26 protein-coding genes are annotated in these 26,228 nt (G+C 61.2%); 12 read left to right on the top strand and 14 right to left on the bottom strand.

The features are described 5' to 3' along the window. Positions 1–8 precede the first annotated feature (8 nt). Positions 9–668 carry a TetR/AcrR family transcriptional regulator gene (locus V2B23_RS25540; RefSeq protein ID WP_430952862.1) on the bottom strand — a complete coding sequence of 220 codons (660 nt, stop codon included), beginning with the start codon at positions 666–668 and terminating at the stop codon, positions 9–11. Between the two features lie 100 nt (positions 669–768). Between V2B23_RS25540 and V2B23_RS25535 the strand changes: the two genes are divergently transcribed. After that, positions 769–2,268: an MFS transporter gene (locus V2B23_RS25535; RefSeq protein ID WP_430952861.1), complete on the top strand. Its 1,500-nt coding sequence runs from the start codon at positions 769–771 to the stop codon at positions 2,266–2,268. A gap of 63 nt (positions 2,269–2,331) precedes the next feature. On the opposite strand, the gene V2B23_RS25530 is transcribed toward V2B23_RS25535, so the two are convergent. Continuing rightward, positions 2,332–3,036 (bottom strand): TetR/AcrR family transcriptional regulator, encoded by a 705-nt coding sequence (locus V2B23_RS25530; protein WP_430952860.1) that lies wholly within the window; start codon positions 3,034–3,036, stop codon positions 2,332–2,334. Between the two features lie 142 nt (positions 3,037–3,178). Between V2B23_RS25530 and V2B23_RS25525 the strand changes: the two genes are divergently transcribed. After that, a complete protein-coding gene (locus V2B23_RS25525) occupies positions 3,179–3,616 on the top strand; it encodes a GtrA family protein (protein WP_045066699.1) in 438 nt (145 codons plus the stop codon). 34 nt (positions 3,617–3,650) lie between these two features. Then, positions 3,651–4,421 carry an ABC transporter permease gene (locus V2B23_RS25520; protein WP_430952859.1) on the top strand — a complete coding sequence of 257 codons (771 nt, stop codon included), beginning with the start codon at positions 3,651–3,653 and terminating at the stop codon, positions 4,419–4,421. Here the strand turns inward: V2B23_RS25520 and V2B23_RS25515 are convergent. After that, positions 4,399–5,070, bottom strand: coding sequence for an NAD(P)H-binding protein (locus V2B23_RS25515; RefSeq protein WP_430952858.1), 672 nt, complete (start codon positions 5,068–5,070; stop codon positions 4,399–4,401). The two genes, V2B23_RS25520 and V2B23_RS25515, sit on opposite strands and share 23 nt — an antisense overlap. 169 nt (positions 5,071–5,239) lie before the next feature. Between V2B23_RS25515 and V2B23_RS25510 the strand changes: the two genes are divergently transcribed. Next, a complete protein-coding gene (locus tag V2B23_RS25510) occupies positions 5,240–5,488 on the top strand; it encodes a hypothetical protein (RefSeq protein WP_430952857.1) in 249 nt (82 codons plus the stop codon). On the opposite strand, the gene V2B23_RS25505 is transcribed toward V2B23_RS25510, so the two are convergent. Next, entirely contained in the window at positions 5,401–6,864 is a 1,464-nt protein-coding gene (locus V2B23_RS25505; protein ID WP_430952856.1) for a flavin-containing monooxygenase, read from the bottom strand. The genes V2B23_RS25510 and V2B23_RS25505 overlap by 88 nt on opposite strands. Positions 6,865–7,025: 161 nt before the next feature. Between V2B23_RS25505 and V2B23_RS25500 the strand changes: the two genes are divergently transcribed. After that, entirely contained in the window at positions 7,026–8,180 is a 1,155-nt protein-coding gene (locus V2B23_RS25500) for an alpha/beta hydrolase (protein ID WP_430952855.1), read from the top strand. Here the strand turns inward: V2B23_RS25500 and V2B23_RS25495 are convergent. From V2B23_RS25495 to V2B23_RS25480, 4 genes are all read right to left on the bottom strand, one after another. After that, positions 8,177–8,551: a CD225/dispanin family protein gene (locus tag V2B23_RS25495; RefSeq protein ID WP_430952854.1), complete on the bottom strand. Its 375-nt coding sequence runs from the start codon at positions 8,549–8,551 to the stop codon at positions 8,177–8,179. The genes V2B23_RS25500 and V2B23_RS25495 overlap by 4 nt on opposite strands. A 72-nt stretch (positions 8,552–8,623) precedes the next feature. Next, on the bottom strand, positions 8,624–9,187 hold the full coding sequence (gene msuE, locus V2B23_RS25490; RefSeq protein WP_430952853.1) for an FMN reductase: 564 nt from the start codon (positions 9,185–9,187) through the stop codon (positions 8,624–8,626). A gap of 8 nt (positions 9,188–9,195) precedes the next feature. After that, entirely contained in the window at positions 9,196–10,254 is a 1,059-nt protein-coding gene (locus tag V2B23_RS25485; protein ID WP_430952852.1) for an LLM class flavin-dependent oxidoreductase, read from the bottom strand. 11 nt (positions 10,255–10,265) lie between these two features. Continuing rightward, positions 10,266–10,769 carry a MarR family winged helix-turn-helix transcriptional regulator gene (locus V2B23_RS25480; RefSeq protein WP_430952851.1) on the bottom strand — a complete coding sequence of 168 codons (504 nt, stop codon included), beginning with the start codon at positions 10,767–10,769 and terminating at the stop codon, positions 10,266–10,268. A gap of 118 nt (positions 10,770–10,887) precedes the next feature. Here V2B23_RS25480 and V2B23_RS25475 point away from each other — a divergent pair, with 118 nt between their 5' ends. Then, a complete protein-coding gene (locus V2B23_RS25475) occupies positions 10,888–12,150 on the top strand; it encodes a vWA domain-containing protein (RefSeq protein WP_430952850.1) in 1,263 nt (420 codons plus the stop codon). Here the strand turns inward: V2B23_RS25475 and V2B23_RS25470 are convergent. Next, complete coding sequence (locus V2B23_RS25470) at positions 12,140–12,772, bottom strand: TetR/AcrR family transcriptional regulator (protein ID WP_430952849.1); 633 nt, start codon at positions 12,770–12,772, stop codon at positions 12,140–12,142. The genes V2B23_RS25475 and V2B23_RS25470 overlap by 11 nt on opposite strands. Before the next feature lie 160 nt (positions 12,773–12,932). Between V2B23_RS25470 and V2B23_RS25465 the strand changes: the two genes are divergently transcribed. Next, a complete protein-coding gene (locus V2B23_RS25465; protein WP_430952848.1) occupies positions 12,933–14,057 on the top strand; it encodes a phosphotransferase family protein in 1,125 nt (374 codons plus the stop codon). Next, positions 14,042–15,154, top strand: coding sequence for a hypothetical protein (locus tag V2B23_RS25460; RefSeq protein ID WP_430952847.1), 1,113 nt, complete (start codon positions 14,042–14,044; stop codon positions 15,152–15,154). The genes V2B23_RS25465 and V2B23_RS25460 overlap by 16 nt, the downstream gene beginning before the upstream one ends. A gap of 8 nt (positions 15,155–15,162) precedes the next feature. On the opposite strand, the gene V2B23_RS25455 is transcribed toward V2B23_RS25460, so the two are convergent. Further along, positions 15,163–16,203 (bottom strand): alpha/beta fold hydrolase, encoded by a 1,041-nt coding sequence (locus V2B23_RS25455; protein ID WP_430952846.1) that lies wholly within the window; start codon positions 16,201–16,203, stop codon positions 15,163–15,165. Between the two features lie 107 nt (positions 16,204–16,310). Beyond that, a complete protein-coding gene (locus V2B23_RS25450) occupies positions 16,311–17,138 on the bottom strand; it encodes an SDR family oxidoreductase (RefSeq protein WP_430952845.1) in 828 nt (275 codons plus the stop codon). 70 nt (positions 17,139–17,208) lie between these two features. On the opposite strand from V2B23_RS25450, the gene V2B23_RS25445 reads away from it, so the two are divergent. From V2B23_RS25445 to V2B23_RS25430, 4 genes are read left to right on the top strand one after another with little or no spacing between them, the layout of a single operon-like run. Beyond that, the gene (locus tag V2B23_RS25445; protein ID WP_033237029.1) at positions 17,209–18,786 is read left to right on the top strand and encodes a methylmalonyl-CoA mutase family protein; all 1,578 of its coding nucleotides are present in this window, start codon (positions 17,209–17,211) and stop codon (positions 18,784–18,786) included. Then, positions 18,786–19,214: a cobalamin B12-binding domain-containing protein gene (locus V2B23_RS25440; protein ID WP_430952844.1), complete on the top strand. Its 429-nt coding sequence runs from the start codon at positions 18,786–18,788 to the stop codon at positions 19,212–19,214. The genes V2B23_RS25445 and V2B23_RS25440 overlap by 1 nt, the downstream gene beginning before the upstream one ends. Next, positions 19,199–20,155, top strand: a complete 957-nt coding sequence (locus tag V2B23_RS25435) for an LLM class F420-dependent oxidoreductase (RefSeq protein ID WP_033237003.1) — start codon at positions 19,199–19,201, stop codon at positions 20,153–20,155. The genes V2B23_RS25440 and V2B23_RS25435 overlap by 16 nt, the downstream gene beginning before the upstream one ends. Beyond that, positions 20,152–21,204 carry a CaiB/BaiF CoA transferase family protein gene (locus tag V2B23_RS25430; RefSeq protein ID WP_430952843.1) on the top strand — a complete coding sequence of 351 codons (1,053 nt, stop codon included), beginning with the start codon at positions 20,152–20,154 and terminating at the stop codon, positions 21,202–21,204. The genes V2B23_RS25435 and V2B23_RS25430 overlap by 4 nt, the downstream gene beginning before the upstream one ends. A gap of 2 nt (positions 21,205–21,206) precedes the next feature. On the opposite strand, the gene V2B23_RS25425 is transcribed toward V2B23_RS25430, so the two are convergent. Genes V2B23_RS25425 through V2B23_RS25415 form a run of 3 tightly spaced genes read right to left on the bottom strand, consistent with a single transcriptional unit; the run spans position 21,207 to position 26,027 of the window. Continuing rightward, positions 21,207–22,124, bottom strand: coding sequence for a LysR family transcriptional regulator (locus V2B23_RS25425; RefSeq protein WP_430952842.1), 918 nt, complete (start codon positions 22,122–22,124; stop codon positions 21,207–21,209). A gap of 55 nt (positions 22,125–22,179) precedes the next feature. Continuing rightward, complete coding sequence (locus V2B23_RS25420) at positions 22,180–24,417, bottom strand: arylsulfatase (RefSeq protein WP_430952841.1); 2,238 nt, start codon at positions 24,415–24,417, stop codon at positions 22,180–22,182. A 32-nt stretch (positions 24,418–24,449) separates the two neighbouring features. Continuing rightward, positions 24,450–26,027: an ABC transporter substrate-binding protein gene (locus tag V2B23_RS25415; RefSeq protein WP_430952840.1), complete on the bottom strand. Its 1,578-nt coding sequence runs from the start codon at positions 26,025–26,027 to the stop codon at positions 24,450–24,452. Between the last annotated feature and the right edge of the window lie 201 nt (positions 26,028–26,228).

Here is a 26,228-nt window from a genome sequence, read left to right as displayed (position 1 = left end):
CGCGCTGTTCAGCGTTTGCGTGACTTCATAATCAGCTTTGCCTGATGCAGCTCGTCCGGCGTCAGGGGCGGCAAGGGGAGGGGGTCTCGGTGTTTGCCCTCGGCGCGGAGTCCGTCGAGCATCACCGACAGGTACCGGCGCCATACCGTCGGGTTGACGGGTTGGGCGAACTCGGTGACCGCTCCCACCATGTAGATAAGTCCGAAGAGATCGGTGGCTACTGCATCGGCGCGCAGCATTCCGGCGTCGCGGGCTCGCCGAAAGATCTCTTCGACGGCAGGTTCGATGATGGATCGCTGGTTCGCGACCTGCTCGCATCCCTCGTCTGTTCCGTTGAGGACATCTTTGAGTCCACGGTTGACAGACATTCGGCCACAAGCGAATTCGGCAAATGTCACCAATGCGTCCCAGGGGTCCGGATTGGCGAGTGACGCCTCGGTGGCAGCGGCCATGTCGGCGAAGTTCTGCTGGAAGACGCCGTCGATCAATTCTTCTTTGTTTGCGAACCGTCGGTACACCGTGCCGACGCCGACGCCGGCTCGGCGAGCGACGTCGTCGAGTGTGACGTCGATGCCTTCTTCTGCGTACAACTCACGCGCGGCGTCGATGATCAATCGCCGGTTGCGGGCGGCGTCGGCGCGAAGAGGGCGCTCCATTGCGGTGCTCATGATGTCCAGTTTACGCGCCAAGTGGAGACATGATCTCCATTTGGGTGTACCGTTTTTGCTAACCGGAGAAGCCATCTCCGCATAGCTCGGGCGAGGGAACATGTCAGAAACTGCTGAGTGGACTGAAATCGACAAGTCCCCAGCGCCTTCGGGGGACAACCACGCAAAACGGTGGCTGATTCTCGCGGTTCTGGGAATTGCGCAGCTCATGGTGGTCTTGGACGCCACCATCGTCAACATCGCGCTGCCGGCAGCGCAGCGCTCATTGGAATTCGGTGATTCCGATCGTCAGTGGATCATCACCGCATATGCCTTGGCCTTCGGCAGCTTGCTGCTGCTCGGTGGCCGGTTGAGCGACCTGTTCGGCCGCAGGCGCACCTTTATCGTCGGACTGATCGGATTTGCGGTTACCTCGGCAATCGGCGGCGCGGCGGTCAATTTCGAGATGCTCGTGGCCGCGCGCGCCGGCCAGGGTGTTTTCGGTGCGCTACTTGCTCCGGCGGCACTGTCACTACTGTCGGTGACCTTCACCGATCCGGCGGAACGCGCAAAGGCCTTCGGCATCTTCGGCGCAGTGGCCGGCGGCGGCGGCGCTATCGGATTGCTCCTCGGCGGTGCGCTCACCGAATGGGTGGACTGGCGCTGGTGCCTGTATGTGAACCTGTTCTTCGCGGCAATCGCGTTGGTCGGAGCGGTGCTGCTGTTTGCGCCCCACGTCACTACCGGAGTCAGGCCGAAACTCGATATCCCCGGAACTGTTCTGGTGTCGGTCAGCCTCTTCAGCATCGTCTTCGGATTCTCGAAGGCCGAATCGAACGGTTGGGGTGCCGGTACCACCATTGCGTGGCTGACCGCGGGCGTCGTATTCATGGCCGCCTTCATCTACTGGCAGACCAAGTCCGACCATCCGCTGCTCCCGCTGCGAGTGGTCACCGATCGAATCCGGGCCGGCTCGTACTTGGCTATCTTCCTTTCCGGCGCAGGCATGTTCGCGGTCTTCTTGTTCTTGACGTACTACATGCAGTTGATCCTCGGATACACGCCGATCGTGACCGGTCTGGCCTTCATGCCCATGGTGTTCGGAATCGTCACGGCGGCAACGCTGTCCACGGCAGTACTTCTGCCGAGATTCGGTCCTCGCATCCTGATCACCAGCGGAATGGTCATCGCCGCAATCGGAATGACGATTCTGGCGCAGATTTCGGTGGACAGCACCTACGCCGTCCACATTCTGCCCGGACTGGTCGTCACCGGCCTCGGTATGGGCAGTATCTTCGCGCCGTCGATGCAGGGCGCAACCTCGGGCGTGCGCTACGAGGATGCAGGAGTTGCGTCGGCAACGGTCAACACGATGCAACAGGTGGGCGGTTCCATCGGGACGGCACTACTGAGCACCATCGCGGCATCCGCCTCTACGAATTACCTCGTCGGTCGTGAGATCAATCCCATCACGCAGGCGCAGGCCGCCGTCGAAAGTTACACCACGACGTTCTACTGGGCTGCGGCCATTTTTGCAGTCGGCGCTGTGCTGACGGCATTGGTTGTTCGGAGTGGACTACTCCCGACGGCACCCGAGGGTGAACCGGTTCTGGTGCACTGAGATAACAGTCGGGGCCGCTGCCGAAATGAACTGGTCAGCAGGCGGCGGCCCTGACGTTTCGGCTCAGCAGGGGCCGTCCGGTCCGCGTCCGTAGCGATGCAAGACGTGGTCGAGTTGTTCGGTGGTGAGGGCCGGCACCGGAAGTTCACGGGGGGTTGTCCGCGATGCGCGCAAGCCGTCGATGATGAAACCGAGAACGCGTCGGTATGCCTCCGGAGCATCGTCGCCGGTGAAATTCTGTGACAGCTTGATGGTCTGTATGAGTAGTGGAACATCGCTGATTTCGAAGTCGGCGCGCAAGGTGCCTTCATCCTTCGCGCGGTTGACGAGGGCGGCGGTACTGCGTGTGATGCTGGCACGGGCACGGGTGAACGCGTCGGATGTGAAACGGGCGTCCATCAGAATGTCGCCGAATCCGCGACTGTCTGCCATGCGGCGCGAGATCGCTTCGAGGTAGTGGACCAGCCCGTCCCAGGCGCCCGGAATCTCGAGTGACGTTGTCGCAAGGGATTCGATTTCCGCGCAGCGGGAGTCGAACAAGGCCTGGATCAATTCGTCCTTGCTGGCGAATCGTCGGTAGACGGTGCCGACTCCGACGCCCGCGTGACGCGCGACATCCGCGAGCGTGGCGTCGAGGCCCTGGGCTCCGAAGACTTCACGCGCGGAGCAGAGGATGCGTTCGAGGTTCGCTTGGGCGTCGGCGCGCAGACGTGGCTGTCCGCAAATGTCCGACGATCCCGCTAGTGCATCGGGGTGACTTGTCGGCATCCTCACAGTCTACGACACTAAGCGGAACAAGTGATTCCGCTAGTGCTATATTGCTAAGCGGAACGAATGGTTCCGATTAACTTCACGAGAGAAGCCTTTTATGAGCACGTCTGACATCTGGGTCGGGAGTAAAACGACCTCGATGATGGGTACGCGGAATATCGGCTTCTCAGGCCGCGCACTGCGGGCTCTCTCCGGTGACGGTGCGTTTATCCAGCTCATCCGATTCGCTCTTGTCGGCGGCATCAGTAATATCCTGTACTTCGCCGCGTTCCTGGCCCTGCATGGCGACGGAGTCCTTGTCGCCAACGCCGTGGGCGCGGTGCTCAGCACCATTCTTGCCAACGAACTTCATCGGCGGCTCACGTTCCACGCCGCTGACCGCGTCCACTGGTTCACCGCGCAGTGGGAAGGCGGCGGACTGGCCCTTGTCGGACTGCTCGCCAGTTCGGCTGCCATCAGCGCACTGGGTTTCCTGTTCCCCGGCGCAACTGGCGTTGTACAAGCTGGGCTCGTGATCGGAGTCAGCGCACTCGTCGGAGGCCTGCGCTTTGTCGCCCTCCGCGGATGGGTGTTCTGACCGAACCAGACGCCGCGTGCGGAACACTTGAGTCATGAGCATGTCGATAGCCGACTCCGGTATCCGTCTCGGGCTGCTCTGTCTGGTGATGGCGGTGTTGGCGGCGCTCGTCTATCGCTTCACTCGCATCGGCAGTGTTCGTGTCGTCCCAGGTGCGCTGGTACGTGGCGCCATCCAATTGGCCGCGATTTCCTTGATCCTGGCTGCTGCTCTCGCTCACCTGTGGTCGGCGGTACTCGTGCTGATCGGGATGTTCGCGGCAGCGTCGTTCACGGCTGCGCGTAGATCGAAGTCCGGCCGCTCCGGCGTTTGGTTGAGTGTCGCTCTGCTCGCGGGCATCGCCGTTGTGCTCCCACTCATGCTCATTTCAGGGGTGGTTCCCTTGGAAGGGGTTGCGATCGTGCCGATCGGCGGGATCGTGATGGGCGGCGCTATGACCGCGACATCGATGGCCGCTAAACGTGGACTCGACGCCATCGACTCCCGATACGGTGAGGTCGAAGCTGCCCTCAGCCTCGGTTTTTCGCAGCGCGACGCCCGCTGGGAGGTGGCGAGAACGGCCGCCGCCGACGCCTTGCTGCCAGGAGTCGACCAGACGCGAACCGTCGGCCTCGTGACTCTGCCCGGAGCGTTTGTCGGCGTTCTGCTTGCGACGGGATCCGCTGTGCAGGCCGGAGCCGTGCAGATTCTTGTGCTGGCTGGGTTGCTGTTGGCACAAACTTGCGCGGTAGCTGTTGCCGTGGAATTGGTTGCGCGAGGCCGCGTCTACCGAGGTAGGAGAGTCAGAGCTGCGCGAGTTCGTTGATCTTGTTGCTGCGCAGGACCCGATCGGGCAGATCAGGGGCGTTCGAGGCGAGGGTGATCATGGCCGTGCCGATGTTCTCACTTGTTGTCACGCTTCCTGGCAGCACAATCCGCAACAGTGGGTACAGTCCCGCTGAAACTTGATAGAACGCCTTGTACCACCATGTCTTCGACGGCGATCCGGGGCGGGGGCGGATAAACCCCGGCCGGAAGATGTAGACGGTCAGAGGTAGTGCCAGCAGTGCGTTCTCGGTCGCGCCACGTACTCGCTTCCACATGGTGGTGCTTGTCTCGGTGGAGTCGGCACTCTCACCGGAAACGTAGACGAACACCATTTGCGGATTCAGCCGCGCGAGTGTCGTCGCGGCAGCGAGCGTGAGGTCACGGGTGATGCGGGTGTAGTCGGTTTCGTTCATTCCGGCGGACGAGGCGCCGAGGCAGAAGAAGCACGCATCGGCGCCGGTGAGGTCTCCCTCGATGCTCGTGAGATCAAGCAGATCGCGATGAACGATGTCGACTATTTTTGCGTCGCCGATCGTGATCGGATTGCGGCCGACGGTCACTACCGTGTCGATTCGCGAATCCGTCAGGCACTCGCGCAGAACGCTGTTGCCCACCATTCCTGTTGCCCCGAAAACTACGACCTTCATCTGTGTTGCCCCCCGTTGTCGAATTCTGCGAACACACTACGCAGCGGTGTCGTGGCGGAATCCGCCGGAGCGTCAACTGAACGTTTGACCTGCAACGATTGGTCTCTTTCATCCAACTTGCGACCAAAGTCCCTACAAACCGTCTGGACGGTAGGGAGAGGATGAGTGCATGGACGAAGCGGGGGACGAGCTACATGTGCTCGGGTCGGAATCCGCCGGTCGATGCGTGGAGGCGTTGACCATCATCGTTTTCGGCGCGCTGTGCGCTGTTGTCGCAGGTTCTGCGATGTGCTTTCTCATCGGTGTGGTGGTGGGACTTGCTCGACTGCTCTACCTGCTTGCGCGCGAGTTGTTCTTCGAGAACGACATGTGGTCGTTGACGCTGCCGAATGTCGAGTGGAAGCGATCCAGGATGTAAATCTGACGCATGTTCCAGGGCGACTTGGATCCCTGCTTCGGAAATTGTTCGACGGCACGCATCACGTATCCCGATTCGAGATCGAGAATGGGACGTTGATCCATGTCTTCGGTTACCTGTGGAACGCAGGTCGAGTATCCGCGCTTGTCCATCTCGGTGAGTAGTCGGCACACATACATCGACGTCAGGTCTGCGCGTAGCGTCCATGACGCGTTGGTGTACCCGACGCACATCGCGAGATTCGGAACTTCGCTGATCATCATCCCTTTGTAGACGTATCGATCGCCAAGGGGTACTGGCTCACCGTCCACGTCGAGGGACATTCCGCCGCAGGCTTCCATCTTCAATCCTGTTGCTGTGACAACGATGTCCGCATCGAGTTCGGTGCCGGACGTCAAGCGAATCCCGGACTTGGTGAACGTGTCGATGCGATCGGTTTCGATGGAGGCCTTGCCGGATTTCAGCGCCTTGAACAGATCACCGTCGGGTACGACGCACAGTCGCTGATCCCACGGGTCGTAGGCGGGCGTGAAGTGCGGATCGATCGGAACATCATGGGGGAGTTGCCGTTTGGCGGCTATGCTCAGCAGCTTCTTTGCGCGTGCCGGGCTGCGACGGCACAGTTGGTAGAAGCCGAGATTGACCAGGACGCTCTTCCATCGGGCCGCACTGTGTGCCACCTTGCTCGGTAGGTACTTGCGGAAGGAATCCGCGATCTTGTCTTTCGACCCCAGTGTGAGAATGTACGACGGTGACCGTTGCAGCATCGTGACGTGCTCGGCGCTCTTGGACATCGTAGGAACCAAAGTTACTGCGGTAGCGCCACTTCCGATCACCACCACTTTCTTGCCGGTGTAATCGAGATCCTCCGGCCAGAACTGCGGATGCACGACGGTTCCGCCAAACGTCTCCAAGCCCGGGAAATCGGGTGTGTATCCGGCGTCGTAGCTGTAGTAGCCGCTGCAGAGATAGAGAAAATTGCAGGTGAGTGTGTATTCCTGATCCTCGGACATGACAGTGAGAGTCCAGACCGAATTGTCCGACGACCAGGACGCCGCAGTCACTTTCCGGTTGTATCGAATCTTGTGATCGATACCGTTCTCACTGGCGGTGTCCCGGACGTACTGCAGAATCGACGGGCCGTCGGCGATTGCCTTGGCGTCAGTCCACGGGCGGAACGGATACCCCAGCGTGAACATGTCGGAGTCGGAGCGAATGCCGGGATACTTGAACAGATCCCAGGTTCCGCCGCTGTTCGAACGGGCCTCGAGAATCGCGTACGACTTTCCGGGAAGCTCGGTTTGAAGGCGATATGCAGCACCGATGCCCGACAGGCCTGCACCGACGATCAGTACGTCGAGGTGTTCGGTGCTCATCTTCCAACTCCGTATCGAGTGCGCCGTCCCGGTGAAAAGGTGGTCGAAACCCAGCTTACTGACCGATGCGCCGGCGATCGAAATCGGAACCTCGCGCCGCGAAGCTCCACAATTCACGGCTGTTATGGCAGATGATGGATGTCCGAGTACACGTCATGGGCATGGTTATGGAGAAAGAAAACATGGGCTGTTCGAGTAGGGTCGGCGCGGCACTGGTGGTTGTGTGTACAGCGCTGTCACTGACTGCGACAGTGGCGCGCGCAGAAGAACCGCTCGCGGGATCGGTTGTCTCTCATATGCCACTCGCCGCGGCGACGCTACCGGTTGGGGCCGCCATTTCCGAACAGATCGTCTACCGAACTCTCCGGACGGCCGATCGGCAAGGGATCTCGTCGGGTTCGATATTCCTGCCTGAGGGGACGCCGCCGACCGGGGGGTGGCCGGTGATTTCGTACGCGCATGGAACAGTGGGCAGCGCTGACCGATGCGCGCCCTCGGTGGCAGGCTTCTACGAGACCGAACGACGCCCTATCGAGCGATGGTTGGCGGAGGGCTACGCCGTTGTGGCGACGGACTATTCGGGGCTGGGGACCGAGGGCGCTCTGGCCTACCTCGACGGCCCTGCCGCGGGTGCCAACGCAATCGACATCGTTCGTGCTGCCCATGAGGTGTACGGCGACGTGCTGGACGAACGCTGGATGGTGGCGGGTCTTTCGGAAGGTGGGCATGCTGCGTACTTCGCCGGCCATGAAGCAAGTTCCCGCGCACCGGAATTGGATTTCCGGGGCACCGTAGTTGTTGCCGGTCCCACTCACCTGGAGGGGCTGTTCCCGCTCGGGGGCCCGTTATTCCCGGAGTTGGGCATTCCCGGCCTCGTGGTTTACGTCCTCTACCTTCTCGGCGGGATCGATGATCAGCGTCCGGAAGAGAATGTTCGCCAGTATCTTTCGCCGCTCGGAATCTCATGGATGGAGAAGGCCGCGACGCAGTGTGCGGTCGACATCGGTAGGACCGTTGCAAGCGAGAGGGTTCCCTTGGGCTCTCTCTTTTCTCAATCACTGTGGACGCCACACATTTACGAACTGATGCGCGAAATGCTTAAGGTTCCCGTCGACGGTTATGACCGGCCGTTGCGCATCGTTCAGTCCACCGCCGACACAACCCTGCCCATTCCGTTCACCTGGGCGCAACTCGTCGATCTGCGTGCCAGAGGTACACAATTCGAGTATCAAGAAATCCAGGGAGTCCCCCACAGCCAGTCCGTGATTGCATCGATGGATCAGACTGTCGAGTTCACGCAGCGAGTTATGCGCTAGCGCATACGGCGGTGAAAATCGCTGTCGCCGGTTTGCGCGAACCACACTATTGCCGCGATCGCGTACAGGATGCAGAAGATCAAGAGCAGCCCTCCCGCTATTACCAGGGATATCTGTCCAAGCCTCTTTACCCGGTCCGATGCGTAGCGTGAACCGTCCGCGTCGCCGTCCGCCCACAACGGATACACGTTGAACGCGTGGTTGAAGGCAGAGAAGGCCAGCGGCCAGAAGAAGAGCAAGGACACCACTGCCCACCCGGCATTGACGGGTGGGCGGTCAGGGTTCCGCGGGAAGGCTGCAGAGGTCGGTTGCGCAGAGGTCGGTTGCGCTGGGGTGGGGTGCGACCGAGGGGGTTGTTCCGAACTTGTCATGATGGGCTCCTGACATGAGGGTTCCCCTCGACGCTACTGCGATTCGACTCCAGAATCACCGGAGTAACCCAACTAGGCGGAAACCGGTGTGCGATTCGCGAGCAACCCGGCTACCGGAAGAACGTCCTTTACGGCCATGTCGATACGTTCGAACACCTCGGGATTGAGGATGGTTGTCCCGTCGAAATCGCCGGCGCTGAGATAGATGCCGACAGGAGCCGTCCACGCTTGGAAGAACGCGAATAGTGGCCGTAGTGCCTGATCGAGAACCAGCGCATGCCGATCACTTCCACCGGTTGCCGCGAGAATGACAGGCGTGTTCGCGAGAGCATATTGATCGACGAGATCGAAGAAGTGCTTGAACATTCCGGTGTACGAACCGCGGAACACGGGCGACGCCGCAATCACGATGTCTGCGGTCTCGACCGCCTTCAGAGCGTCGGCGGTGGCTGCGTCCACGTGGTCACGATCGAGTGCGCCGGCCAAGCCGGGAACCAGATCCACGATCTCGATCACGCGGGCGTCGACCTGCTCGACGTCTCCCATCGTCTCGATGACGAGGTCGACCAGCGCCCGGGTTTTCGACGGTCTGGACAGACTTCCTACAACTGCAACAACTTTCAGGGGTGTTGTCATGAGTGGTCCTACTTCTCCGATGATGTCAGGGATTCGATTTCCTTGCGGACGACGGGAGCGACTTCGGTGCCCAGGATCTCGATGGCGCGGAGCATGTCCTTCTGGGGAACGTTGCCGAATCCCATCTGGATCATGATTCGGTCGTGGTGGAACAGTTCGTACTGCGCCATCGTCTTGTCGATGATCTCTTGCGGACCGCCGAGGAAGAAGGCTCCGGCCGTCGTCGCCTGCGCTTCGTATGCCCTGCGCGGCATGGGAACTCCGTTTCCACGCTGGTGGTGGTTCTGCATCCAACCGGCTTGGAAATACGGGTACGACGTATCGAGAGCGGCCTGCTTCGACGTATCGACGAAGCCTGGCGACGCAATCGAAACCTTCAGATTTTTCGGGTCATGGCCGAACTCCACTGCAGCCCGGCGGTACAGGTCGACGAAGGGTTCGAACTGCTGGTAACTACCGCCGATAATGGCCAGCGACAGGGGAAGTCCCAGCTTGGCTGCCCGAACTACCGATGCCGGGGTTCCGCCGACAGCGATCCACACCGGGATCTGACGATCCGGCCGCGGTGTTACGTCACCGTCGACCAGGCTGGGACGGAGGTGTCCCTCCCAATTGATCGGATTTTCGTCCCGCAGTTTCAGGAGCAGATCGAGTTTTTCGGCAAAAAGCTCGTTGTACTGGGACAAGTCGTATCCGAACAGTGGGAACGATTCGGTATACGACCCGCGTCCGGCGATGATCTCCGCTCGTCCCTCGGACAGAAGGTCGAGCGTCGAGAACTGCTGGAAGACGCGAACCGGATCGTCCGAGCTGAGTACGGTAACAGCGCTGGAGAGTTTGATGGAGTCGGTTGCCTGCGCCATCGCGGCCAGCACCACAGCCGGTGACGAGACCGCGAAGTCCGTCCGATGATGCTCGCCGACGCCGAAGACGTCCAACCCGACCTGGTCGGCAACGGTTGCCTGCTCCACCAAATGTCGAAGGTGGACACCGGGGTTCATCGTTTTGCCGGTTTCGGGGTCGGGCGTGAGTTCGCCGAAATGGTAGATACCGAGTTCGAATGCCATGGTGATTCTCTCTATCGTGTTGTGGGGGTGATGGGGAGGTGTGTGCCGCCGACATCACAGGTGTCAGTGGGTGTGGTGTGGTGAGCCGCGAGGCGACTGAAGAAGCGGTCGAGGACCGGAAGTTCCTCCGGTTCGACGAGGTCGGCGAAGTACTCCGCTATTCCGCGCGAATGGATGGCAGAGGCAGCTTGCAGAGTTTCCTTGCCTGCTGGCGTCATCGAGACCGTGACGACCCGTCGGTCGGCGTCGGGGCGCACTCGCTCCACCAGTCCGGCGGTGACCAGTCGATCTGCGACTCGGGTGACGCCACTGGTGGTCACCAGGACTTGCTGGGCGAGGTCGCCCATGCGCAGCGCATTGCCGGGGGCTTCGTGCAGTCGCAGCAGCACGTCGTACTGACCGAGTGTGAGCCCGGTGCTTGCGCGCAGGTCAGCCTCCATTTTTCCGAGGATGACGCTGTGCGCGACGACAAGATTGCGCCACACCCGGCTACGCGTCCGGTTGTCCTGGTCCATCGCACTCGCTCCTCGATTTATTTGCTTACGCAAGTATTGCTTACTCAACTATTACGCCGGGAGGATGGAATCTATTCCCGAACGCTCTGAGAGGTCCGGATCTCGATAGTGTTCCCGCATGGAGTTGGTACGCGGAGCGAACACGACGGTCGACGGACACACGCTGAGAGTGGCGGTGACGGGTGCCGCCCCTGGCAGCGTCGACCTGCTGGTTTTCCAACTCGACGGCAACAACAAGGTTCGCAGCGACGCGGATTTCATTTTCTTCAACCAGCCGAGTTCGCCGGAAGGTGCCGTACGGCTGAGTGCCGGAGGAGTGGTCGAGATCGATACTGCCGTCGTGCCGGCCGACATCGTGATGCTCAGCGTTGCGGTCGCGCTCGACGCCAATGTGGCCGGTGCTCTGTCCGACGTGCCCGAGTTGGGGGCCATGGTTGACCTGGCAGGGGTTGATCGGGCAGGCGGTGAACGTATTGCTGCCCCTGCGCTGGGGCTGACCACTGAGCGGGCCGCTGTGCTCGTCGAGATCTACCGCCGCGGTGAGACGTGGAAGATCCGCAACGTCTCAGCCGGGTGGGACGGGGGATTGGCCGATCTGGTAACGACTTTCGGGGTTTCGGTCGACGAGGAGACGGCAGAAGCTTCGACGGACGGTATTCGCAGCGTTCCCGATGAAGCCAAGCTGTCGATGGTCAAGCGTGAGAAGCTCGACCTCCGTAAGCGTGAAGTCGCGAAGGTGCTGTTGACCAAGGGAGGCAACGGCATCCGAGCCCGCGTGATCCTGGTAATCGACAAAACCGGAAGCATGAGCAAGCAGTACAGGTCGAAGGTGGTGCACCGCGTCGTCGAGCGAATGGTTCCCGTCGCGATCCAGCTCGATGACGACGGCAAGCTCGAGCCGTACCTGTATGCGGTTGGCTTCCACAAACTTCCGGAGATATCGGTGCACGACGCCGAATCCTGGTCGGAGGAATACCTGCACCTGCGCGGATCGCACGGCGGATTCGACTACGACGCGATCGGTGCGTCCAACCGTGAAATTCCGATCATGACGGAAATCGTCTCCGGCTTGCGCTCCGGTACGGCGCCCACGCTTGTCCTCTTCTTCACTGACGGCGGATTCACCGAGCGTCGGGAAATTGCCGCGCTGATGCGGGACGCGTCGGCGCTACCGGCGTTCTGGCAGTTCATCGGGATCGGCAAAGCCAAGTACGGAGTGCTCGAGAAGCTCGACGACATGGACGGACGAGTGGTCGACAACGCCGGGTTCTTTGCACTCGACGACATCGATTCCGTTTCCGACTCCGAGCTCTATTCACGGTTGTTGAGCGAATTCCCCGACTGGCACAAGAGTGCCGTCGCCGCCGGGATCACGAGATAACGTCTCGCGGCTCGAGTGCCTCGGAGATAAATCGAAGAGCATCGTCGAAGCTGTCGGTGTCTCTGCTGTTGTCGGCGTCTTGGGCTCCTGGTGACCGGGAGTACTGAACCGATGAGATGTACACAGCAGCAACGGTCTGAGCGAGAAAATGGGCCGAGTAGTCCGTGCGCACTTCGCCGTCGACGATTCCGCGATCGAGTAGTCGACGGATTTGATCGTGGAACTGTTCGGTGCGTTCAGGACTGATCTGTTCGCGTGCCGGGTCTCGTTCGAGTTCACCGGCGCGGAGGTACTCCCTGAATCTGTGCGTTGCGTCGGTGACGTCTTCCAGGACGAGGCGAATCCGTTCGTTTGTTGTCATCTTGCGCTCGAGTAGTCCGTCGATCAGAACGCCCAGCTTCTGCATGTGGCCGTCGTGGAGCGCCGAGACCACCGCATCTTTGCTGGGGAAGTAATTGAAGAACGTCGCGCGCGAGACGTCGGCTGCCTCGGCGAGGTCGTCGATGGTCGTACCCGAAACACCTCTTTCGGCAAACAATGTGCGGGCTGCGCTCAGGAGTCGCCGGCGTGTCTCGTACTTGTTGCGCTCGCGGCGTGAGAGCGGCAGCTGTTCGTCGGTCATCAATTCTCCCGAAAACCTTCCACAAAATTAAACCCAAGTCTATATTTGGCCTGCAGTACAGAAAGTTTAGCCCAAGCATGGAACTTTTGACGCTGCCGGCGATTTCTCGAAGCCGAAGATGCGGCGCGAATGTGAATCGAGTGAAGGAAGGCTCCCTGAAGTGACAACGAGCATGCCGGACGACGTGGAAGCGTCGATCACCACAACGGAGACCGACCTCGAGGTTGTCTCCGCGCAACTCGAAAAGTGGCTTGTCGGAACGCTCGGCGCTGCAACCGATGTGCGTGTGTACAACGTGAGCAGGCCGGCCCATTCGGGAATGTCCAGTGTCTCAGTGCTGTTCGATCTGGACTGGACCGAGAAGGGCGCCCCGCAGACGGCACAGTTGGTGGCGCGTCTGGCACCGGAGGTCTCGGCGTTTCCTGTCTTCCCCACGTACGACCTCCGATATCAGTTCGACGTCCTGACCGCGGTACGCGAGCGAAGTGACGTGCCCGTCCCGCACGTTCGCTGGGTCGAGACCTCGTCGGACGCCCTCGGTACCCCGTTTCTCGTCATGGACCGAGTGACCGGCGCAGTCCCGGTGGACAACCCGCCCTACGTGTTTGGTGGATGGCTTCTGGAATCGAGCAGTGCAGACCAAGCGCGCATTCAGTCGAGCAGCATCGATATTCTGGCGCGGATTCACGGCATTGACGCAGAACTGCCCTTTCTGAGTGGCATGTCAGGCTTGCGCCGACACTTCGAGGGTGAGCGCGCATACTACGAATGGACCCGCCGCGACGACGGACTACGAATCCCGTTGTTGGAAGCTGCTTTCGAATGGCTCGAAGCCCACTGGCCGAAAGAACCGAGTGCAGATGTGTTGTGCTGGGGTGACTCACGGGTTGGCAACATCATGTTTCAAGGAACCACTCCGGCCGCGGTCCTCGACTGGGAATCGGCAGCCGGGGCGCCGCGCGAAGTTGATCTCGGTTGGTTCATATTCTTCCACCGTCAGTTCCAGGACCTGGCGGAGCAGTTCTCCATGCCCGGACTACCGAAGATGTTCCGACGCGAAGACGTAGTCGCGGAATACGAGCAGGCGACGGGTGCGGTAGTGCGTGACCTCGACTTCTATCTGGTGTACGCGGCGCTGCGGCACGGAATCGTCATGTCGCAGATCGCCCGACGTCGAATCCACTTCGGGGAGATAGAGGCTCCGGAAAATCCCGACGAATACGTATTGCATCACCGCATGCTTGCCGACCTCATCGATGGAACCTACGAATGGGACAAGAAATGAAGCCGATCGATCTGGACGAATACCCGGTGCACCAGGCGCCTCTGTCCATGGCGCGCGTTGCCAGCACGGACCGTAATTTCTACGACCGCTGCTACTTCAACGCCCACGACCGCACCGGGGACGTCTTCCTCGTGACCGGGCTCGGGGTGTACCCCAACCTAGGCGTCGTCGATGCATTTGCCACCGTCCGGACCGGTGATACGCAAGTGGCAGTGCGATTCTCGGATGCGCACGACGGTGCGTCGACCAAGACCGAAGTGGGTGGGTACCGGGTCGAGGTGATCAAGCCGCTGCAGACCTTGCGGCTTGTCTGCGAGCACGAGGACCTTTCCTTCGACATGACGTGGGAGGGTGCCTTCGATTCTGTTCTCGAGGAACATCACACCCTGATGTCGGGTCCGCGAGCGATCCTCGACGCCACCCGCTTTGCGCAGGTTGGAAGTTGGTCCGGCACGATGAGCGTGCGCGGCACCGATATTGCGGTCGATCCGGCAGTGTGGACGGGAAGTCGTGACCGCTCATGGGGGATCAGGCCCGTCGGAGAGCCGGATCCTGCCGGACGAATGGGTGACGAGCCTCCCGGTGGTCATTGGTGGACGTATGTGCCGCTTCGCTTCGATGATTTTGCGCTGATGATCATCGTGCAGGAAAGCCCGGACGGCTACCGCACTCTGAGCCACGCAACGCGGACCTTTCCGGACGGACGAGTCGAGCAATTGGGTTGGCCGCGTACCGAAATCACGTACCGTTCGGGAACCAGGCATCCCGAGACCGCGCGTATTCACCTGACCACGCCGGCCGGCGAGGCTCTGGTCGTCGACGTCGAGACCATCGGATTTGTTGCTCTCAACGTCGGTGCCGGCTACGGCGGCGACAGCGACTGGACACATGGAGAATGGCGCGGACGTAACTGGAGTTCGTCGTCGGTGTACGACCTCACCGATCCGGCGATCGTCGCGAAGCTTCCCTACGGAACGATCGACCACATCGCGCGGGCAACCTGCAACGGGTCCAAGGGATGGGGCATGTTCGAACACGCCGTCATGGGGCGCCACGACCCGTCCGGCTTTGTGGGTTGGCTCGACATGGCGAAGTGAATGTCTATCTAGAGAGCTGTAACCATTTGCTGGGTAACGTCTTCCAAGAAGCGGTCGATGTGCGCCCAGGTGGAGCTCTCTGACGTCGGGCCGGCCACAATGCCGAGGTGGCTTCCGGGAACCTCCTCGAATCGGACGGACGGTGATCCGGTGAGGACCGACCGGATTGCCGCCACCGAGGCGGCGGGTGCGATGACATCGGATGTTCCACCGATCGCGAGTACCGGCACGTTCAGATCGGTCAGGTCGATGCTCCGGCCACCCAGAACGATGGTGTTCTCGTACAACCCGTTTCCCAGGATGAGCTGCCGACAGATCTGTCGGAATGCCCGCCCCGGGTAGCCGGGCATGTCCGCCATGAAGGTGTCGATCGACTCCATGCGGGCAAGGGTCTCGGTGTTGTGCAGGTTCTTGGCGATGAACCACGGTTTGAGTAGTTCCCGTTGCGGCGCGGTCACGCGGTAACTCGCCTGAACCAGGGGCGCGGGAAGCCCTCCGATCAGATCGGTGGCCGTCGTGAGTGGGCGATCGCCGGTGTATCCACCGATCAGCCGAAGTGGGCTGATCGTGGGGATTTTGGTGTAGTCGACCGGGGTGCCGATCGCGGTGATCGACGCTATCGGCAGGTCGGAGTGAGCCGACGCGGTCAACAGCGTCATGGTGCCGCCCAGGCTCCAGCCGATGACGGAAACATCTGCGCCGTCGTGTAATTCGGAGACTGCACGTATGGCGTCGGGGATGATGCCGTCGATCCAGGATTCAAATCCCAGGTGCCGATCTGCATAGCGCATGGTGCCGTAATCGAGCGCGTACGGCGTATGCCCACCTCGAACGAGGTGAGAGGCGAGACTCTGTCCTGGCCGGAGGTCGTAGCAATACGCTGGGACGGCCAGTGGGGGTACAAGGAGTACGGGTCGTCCCTGGATTTCCCCGAAGCGGTACAGATCGCGGTGCGGACCTTCGGAGATCAGTGTGGACGGGGTGCGTCGGCGCCTTTCGACGCCGTCGCCGAAGGACAGGCCCCATGCGTTACGTGCAGTTGTGATCAAACGCCTCGTATCCAACACAGCTGTCCCCTCGACGTCGGCAGCCGTGCTTCGGCCACAACGAGTGTATGTTACCTGTCATCACATACACCCGCTGTGGTGTGTTCGAATCAGTCCAGGAACAGATCGAGTTGCGGATTGTCGCCGCCGCCGTAGACCGAGAGGTCCGTGATTCCCGACTCGATCAGGACGTCGGCGTCGATGAAGCAGTTTCCGGTGGTCTTGGTAGACGGCTGGGAGAAGATCTCGACAGCCGCGTCGGCCATGATTTCCGGGCTACGTGACGAGGACAGCAGGCTGTCGCCGTCGGCCATGTTGGCGACCGCTGCCGTAGCGATGTACGTCTGTGGCCACAGGCAATTCGCGGCGATGCCGGCGTCGGCAAATTCTGCCGCAAAGCCCAGGGTGAGCAGGCTCATTCCGTACTTCGAGAGCGTGTACGCGGGGTGTGCGCCGAGCCAGTACGGGTTCATGTTCACCGGTGGTGCGATGGTGAGGATGTGCGCGTTTTCCGACTTGCGCAGGTGTGGCAGGGCGGCCTGTGTGAGCAGGAACGTGCCTCGCGAATTGATCTCCTGCATGAGGTCGTACTTCTTTGCCGGCAGGTTTTCCGTGCTTTCGAGAGCTATTGCACTCGCATTGTTGACGCAGATGTCGACGCCACCGAAATTCTCGACCGCGACGGCAACTGCGCGCCGGGCATCCTCCTCTTTCCGGACGTCGCCGACGACGGCGACGGCCTTTCCGCCGGCGGCTCGGATGCCTTCGACTGCGGTGTGCACGGTTCCCTGAAGTCTCGGGTGTGGTTCGCCGGTCTTGGCGAGCAGAACGACGTTCGCTCCGTACTTGGCTGCTGCGGTGGCGATGGCAAGGCCGATTCCACGGCTTCCGCCGGAAATGACCAAGGTGCGATCGGTGAGTGCGTTCTGGCTGGGCATCGTTCTCCTAAGTTCTCGTTCTCTGGAATGGTATTGGCATTCTCATTTTTTGCAAGTACCGTATTCAACGATGAACGACTTCACGGAAACCTCGTCCGGCATCCCTCTCGCTCCGGTCTACGGACCGGAGGACAGGACTGTCGATCCGCCCGCACCGGGCGCGTACCCCTTCACCCGCGGCAACTTCTCCTCGGGATATCGAGGGCGCTTGTGGACTTTTCGGCAGTACTCCGGCTTCGGCACCGCGGAAGAGTCCAACGCTCGCTACCGATATCTCCTTGCGCAAGGTGGAACCGGGCTTTCGGTTGCCCTGGACCTCCCCACCCAATGCGGCTACGACTCCGATGACCCTGAGGTCACCGAAGAAGTCGGACGCGTCGGTGTTGCAGTCGATACCCTTGCCGATGCGGAGGTGCTGTTCGAGGACATCCCGCTCGACAAGATCAGCACCAGCTTCACGATCAATGGAACGGCCGCGATTCTGCTGGCGTTCTACGTGGCTGCCGCTGAACGTAAGGGAGTCCCGCGTGAGAAGCTCACCGGGACAATCCAGAACGACATCCTCAAGGAATACGCCTCCCGGGGCACGTGGATCTGGCCGCCGGAGCCGTCGCTGCGGTTGATCGCCGACACCATCGAGTTCTGCGCAGCCGAGGTGCCCAGGTTCAATGCAATCTCGGTGGCCGGCGCTCATTTCCGTGATGCCGGTGCCACCGCCGTCCAGGAGATGGCCTTCACCCTCGCGGACGGGGTCACCTACTGCGACACGGTGGTCGAGCGTGGGCGCATGACCATCGACGAGTTCGCGCCGCAGATTTCGTTCTTCTTCTACACGCACGGTGACTTCTTCGAGGAGATCGCCAAATACCGTGCCGGACGACGTCGTTGGGCCACCATCGTCCGGGAGCGTTACGGAGCCACTACCGACAAGGCGTCGATGTTCCGCTTCGGTTGTGTGGCCGGTGGCGCGTCGCTGTATGCGCCTCAGGCGCAGAACAACCTCGTGCGTGTGGCGTACGAGTCCATGGCGTCGGTACTCGGCGGCGTCCAGTCCATGTTCACAGCGGCCTGGGACGAGCCCTTTGCTCTTCCCAGTGAGGAGTCCGCGACGCTGGCCCTGCGCACCCAGCAGATCCTTGCGTACGAGACCGGCGTGACGCGGGTGGCCGACCCGCTCGGCGGGTCCTACTTCGTCGAAGCTCTCACGGACGCAACGGAAGAGCGACTCATCGAGATCATGGCGGATCTCGAAGCGCACGGCGGCATGGTTCGAGCGATCGAGGACGGTTACCTGCAGGGTCTGATCGCCGATGAGGCCTACCAACTCCACAAGGACGTCGAATCGGGGGTAAAGCCGGTCGTCGGTGTCAACCGTTTTGTCTCCGAGGAGCCCGCGCCGGAGATTTCGACTTACGAGCTCAACGCCGAAGGGCGTGAGCTGCAACTGAAACGGCTCGCGAGGGTCAAAGCGGACCGTGATCCTGACGAGGTGGCGAGGTCACTGACGGCACTGTCCCGAGCAGCGGAAGGAACGGACAATCTGATGCACAAGTTGATCGACTGCGCCAACGCGTACTGCACAGTCGGCGAGATGGTTTCGTCCCTCAAGGCAGTATGGGGCGAATTCCAGCAGCCGGTGGTGTTCTGATGAGCGCCCGCGTTCTTGTTGCAAAGCCAGGCCTCGACGGCCATGACCGTGGTGCCAAGATCGTCGCGCGAGCATTGCGCGACGCCGGATTCGAGGTCATCTACACCGGAATCAGGCGGACGGTCGAAGACATCGTCACCATTGCACTACAAGAAGACGTGGCTGTTGTCGGACTCAGTATTCTCTCCGGTGCTCACGTCGCACTCACAACCCGAACCGTCGAGGCTCTTCGGGCGGCCGACGCCGGGGATATCAAAGTTGTTGTAGGCGGCACAATTCCGCAGTCAGACGTGCCGCGCCTGCTCGAGGCCGGTGCGTCGGCAGTGTTTCCCACCGGCGCTTCACTGGAAGAGTTGGTCAGCGGAGTACGCGCATTGACTGACACATCGGCAACAGCAAACCTGGAGGAACCGTGCGCATCGGAGTGATGATCGGCCCCGAGCGGGGCGACTCCGCGAAGAAGGTCGCCCGCATGATGGCGGACGTGGAGTGGGCAGAGGCCGCCGGCCTCGACAGTGTCTGGGTGCCGCAAGTTCCCAGCGACTTCGACGCTTTGACGGCTGTGTCGCTGATGGGCACGCGGACGTCGAGAATCGAAATCGGCACGGCCGTGGTTCCGCTCCAGGCACAACATCCGATTGCTCTGGCGCGGCAAGCGCTCTCGGCTCACGCGGCAACCGACGGACGGTTGGCGCTCGGTGTCGGGCCGTCGCATCACTGGATTATCGAGGACATGCTCGGCTTGCCTTATGACAAGCCTGCCGGGCTCACTCGCGACTATCTCGAGGTCCTTGCCGCCGCCCTCAACGGCCCCGGCCCGGTTGACGTGGAGAACTCGACGTTCACCGTGCACAATCCGCTCGAGATCGGTCCGGTATCTCCGATGCCTGTTCTGGTCGCCGCTCTCGGACCCGTCATGCTGAAGATCGCCGGCGAGCGCGCCGACGGAACTATCCTGTGGATGGCAGACCAGCGCGCGATCGAAGATCACGTCGTTCCGCGAATCAGCAAGGCCGCAGCCGACGCCGGGCGTCCCGATCCGCGCATCATTGCCGGCATCCCGGTCTGTCTGTGCAGTCCGTCCGAGGTCGACAAAGCGCGTGAGCGCGCCAACCGGATACTCGGTGAAGCCGAGGTGTCGCCGAACTATCAGAAACTCTTGGAAAAGGGTGGCGCCAAGGACATTGGTGATCTGTGCGTTGTGGGTGACGAGAATGCAATACTCGAGGGATTCCGCAGCTACGAGGCGGCCGGGGTCACCGATCTTTCGATGCGACTACTCCCCATCGGTGACAACCGGGACGAGTTGATCGCCTCCAAGTATCGGACGCGTGAAGTGATCGCACAGATCGCAGCGGAGTTCCGGTGACCTCGGGGCCGCTGGCGGGCATCCGGATCCTCGAGATCGGGCACATGCTCGCCGGACCGTACGCCACCATGATGCTGGCTGATCTCGGCGCGGACGTCATCAAGATCGAACCGCCGAGCGGAGATATTTCGCGGCAGGTCAGCGATTCCTACTTCGCCAGCCTCAATCGCGGCAAGCGGAGTATCTGCATCGACCTCACGACAGAGGCCGGGCAGGCGCGTCTCGGCGAATTGGTGGAGGAATCCGATGCGCTGCTGGCAAACCTGAAACCGTCGGCCATCCACCGGTACGGGTTGACCTACGAGGCTCTGCGTAAATGGAACGAACAGATCGTGTGCGTTGCACTTACCGGATTCGGGTTGGCCGCTGGTGACGATCCTGCGTTCGACTACGTCATCCAGGCCGCAACCGGCGTAGCTTCGCTGACCGGGGACCCGTCCGGTCCGCCGACGCTTCCCGGATACTCGTCGGCAGACAATTCCTCCGGACTTACTGCGGCGCTTGGCCTTCTGGCGCAGATCGTCTCGGGAACCGGCGGACAGGTCGAGGTCTCGTTGCAAGACGTCATGCTCTCGCAGCTCAACTATCGAGCGTCGTCCTACCTCAACGACGGTGTGGAGCCGCGTCGACTCCCTTCAGGGGCACATTCGTACTATGTTCCCGCTCAGCTATTTCCGACGGAAGACGGACATCTCGCGCTGTTCATCACGCACGACGGTTTCTGGCGCTCGTTTGCCCGTGAGGCCGGAATCGAGGGTTTCGAGACGATGGCAGAGAGGGCTGAGCGTAGAGACGAGGTGCTAGGCGTCGTCACCAAGGTGCTGGCAACGGACACCGCCGCCAACTGGGAATCTCGCCTGCGCCCGTTGGGAGTTCCCGCGTCTGCGGTGCGTTCACTACCGGATGCGCTGAATGCCATTCCGGAGGCGATAGTGACCGCCGGGGACTACCGTCTGATCGGAAGTCCGATCCGCGTCGCTGGTTACGAACCCGAGTACGGTCCGCCGCCTCTGCTCGGTGAGCACGGGGACATTCCTGCTCGGATTTGATGTCACGCCGGCCGTGCACCGAGCTCGAATTGCGCTACTTGCGGATAGTTGTCCGTGAAATATTCTCGCGCAAGGGTTTTGAATGCGTGCACGGTCGGGGGAATCGAGTGACTTCGGTTGATGACGCCGATCTTAGTGGGAATCGGGGGATTGATCGAGTCGATTCGAAACCCTGGCAAGCCGAGTACCGACACGCGGTCTGCAATCGTGGAACCTAAACCCATTCGTGTCATGTCCACGCGTGACTCGAAATTCTCGCTCTCGATGCAGACCTGCATCTGCAATGACTGTTCGATGAAGATGCGCTCCAATCCGACCCGCATGGGGCTTCCTGCAGACGGTGCGATCAACTCCAACTCGGCGACGTCGGGCCAACTGAGAACTCTCGACGGACCGTCGTCGGCAGCAGCGGCGCTCAGCACCACCAGTTCGCTCTCGTACAAGACCTGGAAGTCGAGCCCTGGTAAACGTCCGCCGATCCGGCAGAACCCCACGTCGCACTTGCCTTGATCGACAGCGTCGAAGACCTCCTCGTCGGTTGTCGGATCCGTGAGGTCGATGGAGACCAACGGGTACTTCTCGTGAAAGCGGCGCACCAACTCGGTGGTCATGCGCATGAACGTCCGACGTGTGGCGATCCGTAATGCACCCGTCGTGACGCCTTTGATGCTGTCGACGACGGAATTCAATTCGCCGAGACTATGCAACACCCGCCGGGCAGAATCGACAACTCGGGCACCGACCATTGTCACTTCTGCCCCACGCGGGGTTCGATCGAAAATCTTGAGCTCTAGTTCCTTCTCGAGCTTTGCGATGGCGTTGGACAGCGCCGGTTGCGTGAGATGCAAAGACTGTGCGGCGCGGGTGAAATGGGCGTAGTCGGCAACGGCGACGATACAGCGGAGTTGCTGGACTTCCATGCGCGCGAGTCTACCTGCCGGGATGTCGTGTCCCGGCAGATAGAGCGGTGTCTCGCTACTCGACCTGGAGCGCGATTCTGATGACATCCTTTTCCGGAACAATCTGGGTACCGGCTTCGATCCGAACCTGGTGCAGCACGCCGTTCCACGCGAACGGTGGACGGTAGTTGTTGCTGACGGGGAGGCCGCGGTCGTACCCGAGCGTCATCGATGTGCCGCCGTGTTGCCAGGCATGAGGTAGTGAGTGATCGCTGTGCCCGGCCCCGACAATGTTGCCGTCGATAAAAATCTCCACGCGCGCACCGCCTTCGGACACCGGACTGAGAACACATCCGAGCTGATGCCGTCCACTGGTGAGTTTCCGATCAGCGGCGAGCAGGATCTCCCCGCCCGGCGTCGCCACCGTGACGGTAAGGACCCCGTCGCAGACGTACGCCGCGAAGCCTCCGGTCCAATCCCCGAGAGCAAACAGAACACCCTCGGGATTCTCGTTCGACACGTCGACGTCGGCGGTGATACGCCCGCCGGCAAAAAGTCGGGGAATCGCCTCGTCCGAGACCGGGCCGCCCTTCGGATAGAGGGTGATATCCGAGCCGACTGGATAGTCTCGCGGGACGATGCTTGCTGTGCGGCCACGAAGGTTGTCGGCGATCGGTGTGACGTTGTTCCGTTCCGCCTCGACAAACCACAGCTGTTCGAGTTTGGCTACGACGTCGGGGAATTCGTCGGCCACGTCGTCGGCTTCGGAGAAGTCGGTTTCCAGGTTGAACAACGACCAACGGTCGTTGTCGAAATCGCGACTGCCCTCCATCAGCAGTTCCTCGTCCATCACACCCATCGACACGTGATTGGTTGTTGCCTTCCATCCGTCCGCCACGATCGACCGCGAACCCAACATCTCGAAGTACTGCACAGTCCGCGGGTCGGGGGCCGACGCGTCGCTGAACGTCGACAGCAAGCTTGCCCCGTCGACCGGTAGCTGTGCGACGCCTCCGACAGTATCGGGAGCGGTGATGCCGCAGGCTTCCAAGATTGTGGGGAAGACATCGATAACGTGCGCGAACTGCCCACGCACCGCGCCGGCAGCGCTGATGCCCTTGGGCCAGTGCGCAATCATCGGGACACGAGTGCCGCCGAGCCAGGTGTATCGCTTCCACAGTTGGAACGGAGTGTTACCGGCCCAAGCCCAACCCCAGGCGTAGTGTGGGTATCCGTGAATCCCGCCCCAATCCTCGAGTTGATCGAGACTCTCCTCGATGTTGTCGTGAATGCGGTGCGTGAATCGGTGCTCGTTGGATGTGCCGGCGACGCCACCCTCAGCGCTGGCGCCGTTGTCTGACATCACGAAGATCAGTGTGTTGTCAAGGATCCCCAATTCCTCGAGACTGTCCACGACGCGGCCGATCTGAGCGTCGGTGTGTGTCAGGAACCCGGCGTACACCTCGTGCATGCGTGAGTACAGGCGCCGCTCGTCAGAGGTGAGCTGCTCCCAATCCGGAACCCACGACGGTCGCTCCGTCAGCACTGTATCGGCGGGGACGATTCCTTCGGCCACCTGCCGCTCGAAGACGTTCTGGCGCCATCGATCCCAACCGAGGTCGAATTGACCGGCGTAGTCGTCCGCCCATTTCCTCTCGACATGGTGCGGCGCATGCATGGCACCGGTGGCGAAATAGAGGAAGAAGGGTTTGCCCGGCGCCGACTCCTGCTGGTTGACCACCATCCGAATAGCCTCGTCTGCAAGATCTTCGGTGAGGTGATAGCCGTCTTCGGGGCCGCTCGGCGGATCTACGTACGAGTTGTCGCGGACCAACTCCGGAGCCCAGTGATTGGCATCGCCGCGCAAGAAACCGTAGTACTTCTCGAAACCCAGTCCCGACGGCCACCGGTCGTAGGGTCCGGCACTGCTCCGTTCACCGGACGGGAGCAGGTGCCACTTGCCGACGGCCATCGTGTTCCACCCGGCGTCACGCAGGATGCGGGGGACGGTTGCCGCTTCCGGCGGAATCTTGGCGGTATAGCCGGGATCCGACGTCGGGATGTCGGCGAGAAACCCCATTCCGACAGCATGGTGATTGCGTCCGGTCAAGAGTGCGGCACGCGTCGGCGAGCACAGGGCGGTGACGTGAAATCGGTTGTAGCGCAGTCCACCCTGGGCCAGTTTGTCTATATTCGGAGTCTCGATATCGGAACCGTAGCAGCCGAATTGGCCGAAGCCCAGATCATCGAGAGCGATGACGACGACGTTGGGTGAACCTTCTGGTGCCTTACGGCGGTGCGCGTTCTCGGACATCCCACTCCTCGGGTGAACGGTGTGTTGACGGGTCAGTTCTGGAACCAGAGTTCCTCGGGTAGCGGAGATCCAAGGCCGTACATCAGCGCGCCATGTACATTTCTGCCGGTGATGACGGACGGCGACGACCGCACGTACCAGATCCCGGGATTCAATGCGACCAAACGTTTCTGGACTGTTTCGTACGCTTCCGTACGCTCGGCCGGGTCTTCGGCAACACGGCCGGCATCCAGCGCGGCGGTGAGTTCTAGATCGTCGATGCCGATCGTATTTCCGCGAGAGGCCGAATGAAAGGCGTTCCACAGACCGGAATCCGGATCCTGGATGAGCGCAGACGTGATCGTCATATCGAAATCGTGCGCCGCGGTGCGTGCGGTGGCGGCAGTGAAGTCGACGACATCGACCTTGGCTTCGACGTTCTCGAATGCGCTCAACTGGGCCTGAACGCTCTCGGCTGTTGCCTTGGCTTCCGGCGTCGGATAGGTGGTGAAGGCAAAGGAGACAGGCTTGCCTTCTGCTGCCAGTTCGTCGAACAGTTTCTGAGCCTCGACCTTGTCCGGACTCGGCAACGCAATATCGGTGAAGTAGGGGGAGTTCTTCTGGAACAGGGTGGCAGGAACTTGCCCCTTGCCGTTGTACACGGCGACGTTGACCGATTCCGGATCGATCGCAAGAATGACTGCCCGGCGGGCCCGGGGATCGTCGAAAGGTGCTCGACGGAAGTTCATTCCGATGAACTGGCCGCCACCTAGCGGCACCGTCTGAGTGGGGAATCCGGCCTCTTTCGCCTTCGCGAGGTTCGCCCAACTCGTTTCTGCCGCGACGTCGACAGCTCCCGTCGTGACCGCGTTGAGTCGCTGGGCGTTATCGCTGGCGGCGCGGAGGGTAATGCTGTCGAGGTAAGGACGTGGTGCGTCCCAGTAACCCGTGTTCTTCGACAGTTCGATGACATCTTGGCGCATCCACTTGGTGAGGGTGAATGGACCGGCTCCGACAGGTTCCGCGTCGAATGCCGCCTGTCCCTTCTGTAATGCCGTGGGTGAGGCTATCCAGTTCATGGCGCCGGCGAGCAAGTTCTGCGGGAAGTGTGGACTGGGGGAGGTCATGGTGACGTGAAGTGTGGTTGCGTCCACCGCATCGCTACTCGCGACCTGCGCGGCCTGTCGGAGCGAGGTCGAAGCCAATGCGGGGTCACGCAATCGGTCCCAGTTGAACTTGACGGCAGCGGCATCGAGCGGGGTGCCGTCGGTGAACTGAAGTCCCGGGCGAAGTTTCAATGTGAAGGTCCGGCCACCGTCGGTGGTAGAGAAGTCCGTGGCCATCTTGTACTCGATCGCGAGGGTGTCGACGTTGTTGACGATCAACGTTCCGTACAGTGCGTTACCCAGTACCGCCTGGTGTGCCCACGTGTTGGACAGTGCTGCCGGGTCGAGGGTGCGAGGCTCACTGTTGTACGTGAGCGCTGCGCTGCCACCGGCTACCGGATCTCCTGCAGTGGTGGATGTTTGCTCGCCAGCAGCTCCGCCGCCGCAAGCGCTCAGGAAGAGCGCCGCCGCACACGCCAAGGCCAGTGTCGTTCTCGCTTGCCGTGTGGGTCGAAACTTTCTCAAAGACACTCGCTGCGCTCGAGTCATCGTCGGCCTTTCGGAGGAATCGCGTGCCGGGGAAGTTGCCTGATCGGCAAGGGGTGCTTGTCATTAGAAGTCAGCGCCAGGCGGCACGTCCAATAGACATTTCGTATCGAGGCGATCATGTGAATGTATCGAGGCCGCGTGTCCTGTGACTTCGGTCTGCCGGTAACAACAAAGATG

Source organism: Rhodococcus sp. 24CO (assembly GCF_050586165.1).
In the GTDB taxonomy this organism is placed as follows: domain Bacteria; phylum Actinomycetota; class Actinomycetes; order Mycobacteriales; family Mycobacteriaceae; genus Rhodococcus_F.
This window is presented reverse-complemented; position numbering and strand designations above follow the sequence as displayed.